General features: G+C 44.5%; 6 protein-coding genes. 3 read left to right on the top strand and 3 right to left on the bottom strand.

Annotated elements, in window-relative coordinates; genetic code table 11:
* Positions 1–354 precede the first annotated feature (354 nt).
* Genes VHA02S_RS23730 through VHA02S_RS23720 form a run of 3 tightly spaced genes read right to left on the bottom strand, consistent with a single transcriptional unit; the run spans position 355 to position 6,826 of the window.
* Positions 355–2,022, bottom strand: a complete 1,668-nt coding sequence (locus VHA02S_RS23730; RefSeq protein ID WP_172461353.1) for a response regulator — start codon at positions 2,020–2,022, stop codon at positions 355–357.
* Positions 2,023–2,080: 58 nt separating this feature from the next.
* The gene (locus tag VHA02S_RS23725; RefSeq protein ID WP_017190715.1) at positions 2,081–3,223 is read right to left on the bottom strand and encodes an EAL domain-containing response regulator; all 1,143 of its coding nucleotides are present in this window, start codon (positions 3,221–3,223) and stop codon (positions 2,081–2,083) included.
* Positions 3,224–6,826, bottom strand: a complete 3,603-nt coding sequence (locus VHA02S_RS23720) for an ATP-binding protein (RefSeq protein WP_038899415.1) — start codon at positions 6,824–6,826, stop codon at positions 3,224–3,226.
* Positions 6,827–7,085: 259 nt separating this feature from the next.
* Between VHA02S_RS23720 and VHA02S_RS23715 the strand changes: the two genes are divergently transcribed.
* The 3 genes from VHA02S_RS23715 to VHA02S_RS23705 all read left to right on the top strand — a co-directional run bounded on the left by VHA02S_RS23715 (position 7,086) and on the right by VHA02S_RS23705 (position 11,004).
* The gene (locus VHA02S_RS23715) at positions 7,086–8,063 is read left to right on the top strand and encodes a cytochrome-c peroxidase (protein WP_038899413.1); all 978 of its coding nucleotides are present in this window, start codon (positions 7,086–7,088) and stop codon (positions 8,061–8,063) included.
* Complete coding sequence (locus VHA02S_RS23710) at positions 8,056–10,416, top strand: ATP-binding protein (protein WP_038899414.1); 2,361 nt, start codon at positions 8,056–8,058, stop codon at positions 10,414–10,416. The genes VHA02S_RS23715 and VHA02S_RS23710 overlap by 8 nt, the downstream gene beginning before the upstream one ends.
* Before the next feature lie 120 nt (positions 10,417–10,536).
* Positions 10,537–11,004, top strand: a complete 468-nt coding sequence (locus VHA02S_RS23705; RefSeq protein WP_005452274.1) for an OsmC family protein — start codon at positions 10,537–10,539, stop codon at positions 11,002–11,004.
* Positions 11,005–11,121 lie beyond the last annotated feature (117 nt).

Genomic DNA, 11,121 nt, shown 5'->3' with positions numbered 1-11,121 from the left:
GGGTATAGATACGAGTAGGCGGGAGAATGGATTTATCCGTCGTCTCCAAATGTATAAGCAAATGTACAAGGGTGAGGCTTAAGCTGTGATACACACTTTCTCACGTAATCTGGGTTTTCATGCGTTGTGGTTCGTAAGAAAACCAGTAAACTGCGAGGAATCAACGACACTCAGACAAGAAGGTAAGTGGGAAGTTATGATGTTAATTGCGATTCGATTGGTGAAGCTTGCCGTTATCTGTGCAGTGTTCTTCACTATCTACGATTTGATTGCGTTTGGTGAGGTGACTTGGATTAATCGTTTCTTCAACCTGTAATCCGAAATGAAAGGGGCAATCGTGCCCCTTTTTGCTACCTAGTTTGCCAGTTCTGGTTGCGTAGGTGGGGTGTTCACCACAGACATCTGTTGACATCGATCTTGAGCCAGAAAAAGAAACTTGTCGTAGCCGCTTTTCTCAAGCTCTTCACTAGAAACCAATTGTTTCACAATGTTATCGCAGCGCTTAATTAGCAGTTCGACCTCTAATGAAGATTTGTTGCTCGGAAAAGCACGTGTTAGCACTTTGATGATGTTAATACACACGGTTCTTAGCAGCGGACAACGAGCCTGAAGCTCAATTAAGGCATCGATCAAAGCTTGGTAATCTTGTTCAGCAGCACGAATCTTCTTGTACTGTTCTTGCATCCAAGCTTGGCGCTCCGCGTTGTCGGTTTCTAAAGAGCGACCAAGGGCAATTTTACTCGATAGAATCGTATCGCTTGAGTCGGTTTGTAGGTTTTCAAAACACCAAGTTATGGCTTGAGAAAACTCAGATTCGAAGTTCATCTCATGCAATAACCAAGCGAGATGAAACTGCGCATAAAAGTGAGCGAAAGGCTTACGGCGATACAAATCACTGAGCACTTTAAACGCTGCAACGTACTGGTTTTCCTCAATCGCAATGTGCGCGGCAATTAAATCCAATTCGTCCTTAATTGCTTTGTTTTCAGGTCCGCTTGTGATCGACTTAAACAAGTTTTTCGCCTGAGCCAGCAAATCCTCACGACCTTCTAATTTTCGCACGCAGTAAAGCAAATTGCGGATCAAATTTAGCTTAGAGAAGGTGTTGTTGCGATAGGTATCTTTGTTGATATCCATGTACGCATGATAGTGCTGCAATGCTGAGTGGTAATCGTGCTCTGCAAGGCATAAGTTTACAATCACCAGTTCACGTTCTGAATTTCCTTCAACCAAGCTGTTTGCTAGCTCCAAGTGTTTGATAGCTCGTGGCACTTCGCGGTTCAGCATATTGAAGTTCGCGGCACATTCACGTACTTCTACGTTGTTCGGAGACTCTTCTAGCAGAGTACGCACTAGGCGTTGTGCTTCGTCGTTTTCCCCCAGAGAAACCAATGTGTTCGCCAAGCCGATTTTTGCCCAGTTAACGTCTTTGCGCTCGATAACTTGTTCGTAGACGATTTTGGCTTCGTGATGCAACTTTAGGCGCGTTAAGAAATCAGCGCGGAACTTCTCAATGATGAAAAAATACTCGGGATGAAAAGGCATCAGCTCTTCACATGCTTCTAAACCGGCGTGAGAGTCGTTGTTGAGTTCTGCTTGATAGATAGCCTGCAACACGTTCTTGCGTTTCACCGCTGCTGAGATGCGTTCTCGCAACGTAATGGAATTAAAAGGCTTGAGTAAGTACTCGTCTGGTTTTAGCTCGATAATAGCGCGTACGATGGTCGCAGAGCTTTCACCGGTCACTAGAATAAACACCGTGTCATGGCTGAGTAATTTGAGATGTTTTAGTTCTTCAAACAGCTGCTTGCCATTCATACCTCGACCGAAGTTATAGTCACAAATGATTAGATCGATACGCTCTTGGTGAGCAATGGAAACCGCCCCCTTGGCTAAGCGAGCGGTGAAGATGCGTTTGTCAGAAAAGCCAAGCTTGGTCAGCATGTTACGTAATGTCAGTACCACGATAGGTGCATCGTCGACGATTAACACATTGTACTGTGAGAAAGATTTGGTATTCATTTCAAAGAGACTCATCATATGAACCATGTGACCGCGAATGAACAGCCACTGGCTAGAATTAGATCAAAGCTTCCAACTGCTCAAAGGGAATAGGGCGACAGCGAACAAATCCTTGGTACAGTTCCACACCAAGTTCGCGCAAATAACTTAACGTTTCAGTGTCTTCCACACCCTCTGCCACTGACTTAAGCCCCAAAGACTTAGCTAGATGTAGGCTCGATATGGTGATCTGCTGGCTTTTGAAGTTCGTCAACGCATCTTTGATGAACTGGCGGTCAATTTTCAACTCGGTGTATGGCAGTGTCGCCAGTTGGCTGAGTGATGAGTAACCCGTACCAAAATCGTCAATCGCTAAGCCAACGCCTGTTAAACGTAAGTTAGCGAGATTCGCCAAGGACGTGACGCTGCAGTCGTATACTTCGTCCTCGGTGAGTTCAAGCGTGATGCGTTCAGGTGCGATTTGGTATTGATCGCACAACGCAAACAAGCGAGCACTCATAGGTTGCTTGAGTGTTTTTTGATTCATGTTTACCGATAAATTGATATTTACCTTCAGTTGAGACATGTCTTGCAGCGCGTTCTCTAATACAATCCAGAACAGCTTATCTAACTCGTTACGAGCCTGAATCTCAGTAATAAACTGTGCGGGTGCAATAATGCCGTGTTGTGGATGTCGACAACGCACCAATGCTTCGACGCCGATCAGGCGGTTATCTTTCGCGGAGTATTGAGGTTGGTAATAGTTGAGAAACCAACCTTGCTCAAAAGCAGTGCTAATTTCATCCCTACCTATCAAAATGGGCAAGGACACCACTTGTTCTTCCAATGTGTATTGTTTGAACTCATTAAAGATCTGATTCAACTGCTGATGAGAGATCGGCTTAGTTAACGCTCGAACAAAGCCATAACCCGCAGACAAACACATGTTGTAGGTGATTTCGACCACATCTTGGCTCATTGCACTTAAAATCACGACACCTTTAGGGCGAGCGCTTTCTGCCAGGTTGGACAGCAGGTTCACCCCGTTAATGTCTGGTAAATCAATATCGCAGAACATCAGATCGACAGGCTGAGTCTCGCAAATGGTCGCGACTTCAGCACCTCGATGGACGATAGTAATCGTGCCCTCAAACAGACGATTGAGCAAAATCTTAAGATTAGTTGCTTGTAATCGATCGTCTTCAACAATCAAAATATTCAATTAATTGCTCTCACTCATTTCCAGCCACTGTTGTGTGGTACTGACTATGGTTTCTAATTCGTTAATAAGCGCGGTGCGAGCCTGAGTTTCTTGCTCACTGCCTACTGAAGACTCACATTGCATTGCCACATATCCAAGCTGGACTAAGTTGAGGGCGGCGGCTGATCCTTTGATGCGGTGCGCGATGGACTTGAGGCTTTCTTCTCCAGATTGAATCAACGCAATATCATTGCTCAAAGCCTCACAAATCACCTGTGCCATTTCGAGCTTTTCTTCGTAGCTGTAGTCTTCAAGCCAGCCTTCTTGACGCTCACTGTTAAACGCTCTCGATAAGTATTGCTCGCATAAGGCTTGTAGATCGCCCAAGTTGTATGGCTTAAACAGTACTGCTTCCATGCCATTGTGTTCCGCTTTTTCAATCACATTACGTGAGTTTTCTGCGGTACACGCTACAACGGGAATAGAGGCAAACTTACTATCTGCTTTGAGTACTTTAGTCAGTTGGTAGCCGTCCATATCAGGCATGTGGCAGTCAGTAATCACCAAACTAAAAGAGGTGATCGTATTGTCGCTTTGCGCTTGTTCTAACACCTCAATGGCTTCGATGCCACTGGCTGCAAGCTGGCAATTAACCCCCAGCTTTTCAAACTGACGCTTAAATAGCAGTCGATTGATAGCATCATCATCGACGACTAACACACGACCATCCCAATGATACGCTTCTGTTAGTTCCAAAGGGCTTTGCGTGGTCGTATTACGGTTCAATTTCTGCAAAATCAAATCGGGATACACATTAGAGTAATGCGGATCTACCTCGACAACATGATGCTTGCTCCCAAATTCATCTAGCGTGACTTGCCATGTATTCAGCCAACGCTGGACTTGGTTGCTTTCTGTATAAACCGGAACCAAAGCAGTCAAATCAAGCGGTTGACTGGTCATCGGAAGTTGCACCTTGATGGTTGTGCCTTGCTCTTTTTGGCTTTCAACCTTAATGCTGCCCTCCATGATGTCGACCAAGCTTTTGACGATAGACATACCAAGCCCAGTTCCCCCAAAGCGGCGACTGATACTTTTATCCCCTTGGACAAAAGGTTGGAAAAGAGCAGCCAATTGCGCCGTGCTCATGCCGCACCCGGTGTCTTGTACACTAAATTCAAGCTGATTTTTGCTGACATGGACGCTCACAATGACTTTACCGTGTTCGGTGAACTTAACGGCATTGCTCAATAAGTTATTGATGATCTGGTTGACTCGCAACCAATCAAGAACCACCAACGCATGCGGCGTCGGAGTCCAGTTCAACTCAAACGCTAACGATTTTTGCTCTATGGCTTTCTCAAAGCTTCTTAGTGTTGAACCAAGCTCTTGATAAACATTGCCTGCATGAACATCCAACTGAAGCTGGTTCGCATCAATCTTCGAAAAATCTAGAATGTCATTGACGTGCAGCTGTAATCGCTCTGCAGATTGCATTGCGCTTTTCAGCAGCTCTTTGCTTTCTGAACGTTCTAAATCTTGTTCTAACAACTCCATTAAGCCCAACATTGCAGCGATTGGAGTGCGGAGTTCGTGACTAACCACGGCTAGAAAATGCTCGCGAGCCTCGATCGCTTGCATTGCCTTTAAGTTGGATGCTTTCAGTGCGGTTTCTTTCTGTTTAAGTTCACTGATGTCATCAAATACCGTCATGCAATATTGAGCCCCTTCTTCCGGGTGGAGTAGGGTCTGCTTACGAACGCGGTAGTGTTTGTCTCCCAAAGAGCATAAAGACGTTTCTGAGCTTTCTGAATCTGTGTTTACGCACTCTCGGGTCAACTTGAGCACTTGCTCTCGTTCATCATCTGGAATGCTCTTATCGACATTGCAGCGCGAAAGCATGTTAATAAACGGCTTGTTTGCCAGAATCTGCTTGTTATTGTCATCCGATATCAGAATTTTATTGGGCAGTTGATCCAGTACGGACGACAACCACTTGTTTTGCTTTTGGCGAATCTGAGTTTCGTATTCTTTGCGTTTGATGGTACGAGTCAGATGTCCGGTTCTAACGATGTAAATCAGTACTGCAACCAACAAAAGGCAGACGCCACCCAACGCCCAAATGACGACGGTTTCTTTGTCGACACCGTATTGAACCGTTACTTTATTGTGGCGGTCCATTAACTGTTTTAGTTCAGCGTCGGTTGTGATCTTAAGTACCGTGTTTAGTACTCGGCGCAGAAACTCCGAGTCTTTTCTTAACTCCATACCCAATTTGATTTTCAACTGCATATCGTTGGGTGGTGTCGCTGGCTTAAACTTCACCCCTTGACCACCGTAGTAATGATTGTCAATCAGGCTTTGGTTGACGAATGCGTGAGAAATGTCGCCGTCTTCAAACGCTTTCATCAAACAGTCAAACTCTCTATAGACCGCAGCAAACTCATATTCTGGATGCTCGAGAAAATGAGGGTAGAAGTTCCCTGAACGATCCAGAATCGCGACGGATTTCTTCGCTCGTTCGTTGAGTGACTCAATAAAACCATATTGAAGGAACCCAAGTGTGCGAGTGGTAATAAAGCGCTTTTTATCTGTTAGGTTGATGTTTCTTGCAGGCAGCAAATCGACCATCTTTTCTTGAAGCATCAAATCCACATCACGTCCATTCGTTGGCACGTATTCGAATTTGATCATGCTCTTTTGTTCCATAAGCTTTAATAAGTCATGGACATAGCCTTTTAGCTCACCTGTTTCTCGGTCGAGGTAAGACAATGGGTATACGTTATCTTGAATCGTATAACGAACTGTTTTGTGCCCTTGTTGCTGCTTCAAAATATCCAACATCAACTCGTTGTGAAGAATGTTGATGTTGGCTTCAATGTGTAAACGACTATGTTTAGACTCTTTCGAGTGCTTAATGTACTTGTCGATGATGCTCATCAGCTTTGGTGAGTTCTTGCCAGTAAACACCGTGACCTCTCCCGGTTTAAGAGATCGGTTGTAAACCACCTTACCAACAAGTTCGCCATTCGGATTTTTAAAGCCGTAAGAACTCAGTGTAGAGAGACCCACGACAGCAGCATCAGCAGCGCCACTGTTGAGTGATGCTGTCATCATTAAGTTGTTCTTAACCGCATGAACGTGTTTGAACCCCAGAGCGTGAACTTGGTCGCACGCACTGGAATCTTTAACACAAACCCATTTCAGCTCATCAAGAGGTTTGTTTGCGAGGCTGTCATCTCGAAGCCATATCAGTCTTAGCGTATTGAAAATAGGTTGAGAATACAGAAAGCGTTGCGCACGTTTTTGAGTTGCAACAAAGCCGACGGTTAAGTCGATTTCGCCGTTTTCCAAGCCATCAAATAAAGTGTTGAGGCTTTTATATGGCACGTACTCAGCACCAACATGCAAGTCGTGCAACATAGATTCCGCGTATTCGATGTTGATGCCTTCTTTTGATGCTAGGTCTCCCCAATAGGGTAGCCAGTCACCTTCGAGAACACCGACTTTTAGTGATTCTTTGTTGTTTAGAAACTCTCTCTCTTCAAAGCTCAGAAAGTCTTGAGCAAAGGCGTTGAATGAAAGAGTAGTCAGTAATGCGGTGATGAAAGCGAAAAGTTTCACTAGGTTCAAATTTCCAGCCAAGGACGGAATCCAAAAAAGGGGGCGGAATCGTATAGCTTTTCGCCACTTTCCGCCAATCAAGGATGTTTGTCCTGTCGACAAGTTCCGCTTGATATTAAAGAGGGGGATTTGTGCAAACTTGCGCACGATTAATCAATAAGTTATGGGAGGGTGCTCAATATCCATACGGGCAGTAATGGAAAAAAAGTCAAAAGCAACTAAGTTCATATTAAGAGGTTAGGTAAGGATACCCAGAACGATGAACAAAAGGCTTACCACAAAAGGGTTATGTGGATGTTTGATGATAGGTTCTAGTGCTTTTGCTATTGCTGGTACAACGCATGATGACGAAGTGAATTTTCAGTTGGTGCAACCAATTGGTGGCGAACCTACGATCGACATGGATCTAGCTCGAGTTGGTTGGCACTTGTTCCGAGACCCAAAGCTTTCATCTAATGGCACGATCAGTTGTGAGACTTGCCATGATCTCTCGACGAATGGTGCAGAATTGACGCCTGTTTCTACTGGGGTGCATGGCGTTGGCACTCGCAATTCAATCTCCGTTTTTAATGCCGCCTTAAATTATCGATTTCTATGGGATGGTACAGCAAACTCGCTGATGGCTCAGATCGATGGTCCAGTTCAAAACCCATTGGAGATGGACTCTAATTGGGAAGAGATAGAAAAATATGTTCAGACCAACCCGTCATATCAGGCGCTTTTTAAGCAAGCGGATAACCGAAGTATTGATGTGAACAACATTAAGCGTGCAATTGTGGAGTTTGTTAAAGGGCTCCAGACACCAAGTTCTCCATTTGATGCTTATTTGCTTGGTGAGACAGATGCTATGAATGAACAGGCAATACGAGGCTGGGAGACTTTTCAGCAAGTGGGTTGTGTTCAATGTCATCAAGGACGAAATATTGGCGGGGCGATGATTCAACGGTTTGGCTATTTTCAAGTACCTGATGACAACCTCGACACAGGACGGCATTTAAGAACCTCTGATGGAGAAGACAAGTTCTACTTTCGAGTGGCAAGCTTACGGAATGTAGGACAAACCAGCCCTTACTTTCACAATGGGCAAATTGATAAGTTATCGGATGCCATACAAATCATGTCGCAGACTCAATTGGGTGTAACGATGAGCGACGATAACGTGGCAGATATCGAAGCCTTCCTTAAGACCTTGAGCGCCCCAAGACCTGCAATTTTGGAGGTGTTTGAAAATGAATAAATTCCGTTTAGTGAACGCCGCCTTATTCGTCGTTATTGCCGTAATGGCGGTGTTAGCGTGCATGAGCCATGTGAATTCAAAAAATACTCAAGGGTTGCACGCATCGCTTTCTGAAATTGGTCACCATTTGATAGAAGCCCGAGACAGAGTCGTCAATCGCTATTCAATGGAAGAGAGAAAAACGTACGAAATTACCGAAAGTTTGGTTGAGCTTGAACTTGCCGCCGAGAATCTATGTACGGTTTTCAAACAGTCAATTTGGTTTGAATTTACGCCTACGAAAAATCGTGTAAAAAATATCGTAGCTCAATTTGATGGTAAGGTTCGCGATGCGACGCAAACCCTGGACATGTTAATTGGTGTTCAAGTTGCAAACCAGTACGAGTCACTCACTCTACACAATATTTATCAACGTCAGTTTGCGGCGCAAAATGATGACTCTTGGTTAGAGAAGCACTATTTTAACTTTCTAACCAATGCCGCATTACAAGGCGATAATCCTCAAAGTCAAAACATCTCATTGTTCTTGAATCGACTGCGCCAAAGTGAGCGAAAGATAGAGTTGCTTACTAACAAGATTTTAGAAAACCATTATTTTGAGTTTGTTGAGTATTCTGAACACCAGTTACTTGAGATCGCACAGCGTGAAGCTCGACTCACATGGGTGTTTGTTCTTTTGTCCATCATCTTATTGGTAACCGTATTTGTGCTGCAAACTCAACATCGTGTGAATAAGCTCAAACATCTCAATGACGAATTAACTGAAGCGACAGAAAAGGCGGAACGTGCGGCAAAAGCCAAGTCACAATTCTTAGCAACCATGAGCCATGAGTTAAGAACGCCAATGAATGGTGTATTGGGCATTTCGCAAATCATCGCCAGCGAAACTCAAGAAAAGACAACCAAAGATCATGTAAAAGTGATCTTGGACTCTGGTCAACACCTCATGACGATTCTCAATGACATTTTGGACTTTTCTAAAGTTGAAGAGAACAAGTTGGAACTAGAAGCCGCACCATTCAATTTACCTCAAGTGCTAACCCCAGTTTGTAGTGCGATTCAGCCTTTAATCGAAGAGAAAAACATTCAGCTTTACGTCGAGAACGAAGTGCCAGAAAACATCGAGTTTAACGGTGACTGCGCGCGTATTCGACAGATCTTGTTCAATCTCGCAGGCAATGCCGTGAAGTTTACGGGTGATGGGCATGTATTGATCCGCGCTGAGCTTGATGAACAAAGAAAACGTCTTCTCCTCTCGGTGAACGACACTGGTATTGGTATTCCGGAAGATAAACAAGGTCGCATTTTTAACTCGTTCGAACAGGCTGATACCTCTACCACGCGTAAGTTTGGAGGTACAGGGCTTGGTCTCGCGATTGTCAAAAAGCTCACTGAATTGATGAGTGGAGAGATTAAGCTCAAGAGTGTTGAGAGCATTGGGACTCAGTTCTTAGTGGATCTTCCTATCCCTTGGGTAGAGAAAGCACAGCCGGCAATGCCAAACACCAAAGCCGAGCAACAGCAGGAAAATAAACGCAATCTGCACATTCTCCTTGCCGAAGACAACCGTGTGAATGCGATTGTAGCGAAAGGTTTCTGTGAAAAGTTAGGGCATACGGTCGAGATTGCTGAGAATGGTTTGATTGCGACTAAGAAAGCACAAGAGAACCAATATGACTTGATACTGATGGACAATCACATGCCGGAGATGAATGGGGTTGAGGCGACGCGATTTATCCGAGAGAAGCTTGGTGTGAAGACCTTATTGTTTGCTTACACCGCCGATGTGTTTAGAGAAGCGCACGATAACTTTATCGACGCGGGTGCTGACCATGTACTGACCAAACCATTACAGCGAGAGAGCTTTGCTGATGCGCTCAAGCAGTTTGCCTCTCGTTTACCAGTGCAAAATGACGTATCGGATCAAGCTGAAAACGTGGTTGAGTTACATCGTGAACCAATTGAGAGGCTGAGACTGACAGAAGAAGAGCTGACTCATTCTGAGACGGTAGAAATGCTCAAAGAGGAGCCTGATGCACTGCTAGATCTGCTTGAAAGCATAGTGAATGATTTCGAAAAATCGGTTGATGAGCTGATTGAGTATTTCATGGCAGAAGACTTATCGTCACTTTACAGCACCTTGCACACCACCAAAGGGATGGCGTTGAATCTTGGGTTAGACACACTGGCGAATCAGGCGCTAGAAATCGAAACTCAAGTTAAGAACAAGCAGATTCCTGATATTGAACAACTGCAAAAGTTGATCAACCGACTGCAAGTTAATATTCATCAAGGGCAGCGCTTGATTGATCGTTGCCGAAAGCAACAAACAGATTCAAACCAAGTGATTTGATCGCTCTATACCCGCATTTTCTGCCTTGTGAGTGGGAGTAAGCCCTAGGTTGTGGTCTACTTAGCTCTCTTTTGAAATCATCTCCTTTTGGAGTGCGCAACGACAGGGCAGGGAATTGCAATGAGTCAACATACCGCAGTGATTAAATGGCAACGTCAAACCGACGAAATTTTCAGTGATAATCAATACAGCCGAGCGCACGTTTGGCAGTTTGATGGTGGGCTTTGTGTTCCTGCTTCGCCATCTCCTCATGTTGTTCCATTGCCTTTATCTGTAGCTGAGAATGTGGACCCAGAAGAAGCGTTTATTGCGGCACTTTCAAGCTGTCATATGCTGGTCTTTCTCTCTATTGCTGCTAAACGCCGTTATGTGATCGACTCTTACGTAGATGAAGCGGTGGGCGAACTTACAACGGGAGAAAATGGTAAAGAGTGGGTTTCAAAAGTGACACTTAGACCAAACATTGTCTTTTCAGGAGACAAACAGCCGACACGTGAACAGTTAGAAAAAATGCATCATATGGCACATGAAAACTGCTTTATCGCTAACTCTGTAAAGACCGACGTCGTGACAGAGTTATTGGATTAGGAGAATGAGCCATTAAAAGCGTTAGTGAGGTGAAGCTTTCATAATCTTGCTTGTTGTGTAACCTAAGTTATACCCAAGTGACTTCAAGATGCAGGATTCAGAGTGTTGTCATTGATT

It is taken from the genome of Vibrio harveyi NBRC 15634 = ATCC 14126 = KCTC 12724 (assembly GCF_001591145.1).
In the GTDB taxonomy this organism is placed as follows: Bacteria; Pseudomonadota; Gammaproteobacteria; order Enterobacterales; family Vibrionaceae; genus Vibrio; species Vibrio harveyi.
This window is presented reverse-complemented; position numbering and strand designations above follow the sequence as displayed.

Coding starts and splice junctions, on each gene's coding strand:
- VHA02S_RS23730 (WP_172461353.1), bottom strand. CDS start 2,022: ATGAATACCAAATCTTTCTCACAGTACAATGTGTTAATCGTCGACGAT.
- VHA02S_RS23715 (WP_038899413.1), top strand. CDS start 7,086: ATGAACAAAAGGCTTACCACAAAAGGGTTATGTGGATGTTTGATGATA.
- VHA02S_RS23710 (WP_038899414.1), top strand. CDS start 8,056: ATGAATAAATTCCGTTTAGTGAACGCCGCCTTATTCGTCGTTATTGCC.
- VHA02S_RS23705 (WP_005452274.1), top strand. CDS start 10,537: ATGAGTCAACATACCGCAGTGATTAAATGGCAACGTCAAACCGACGAA.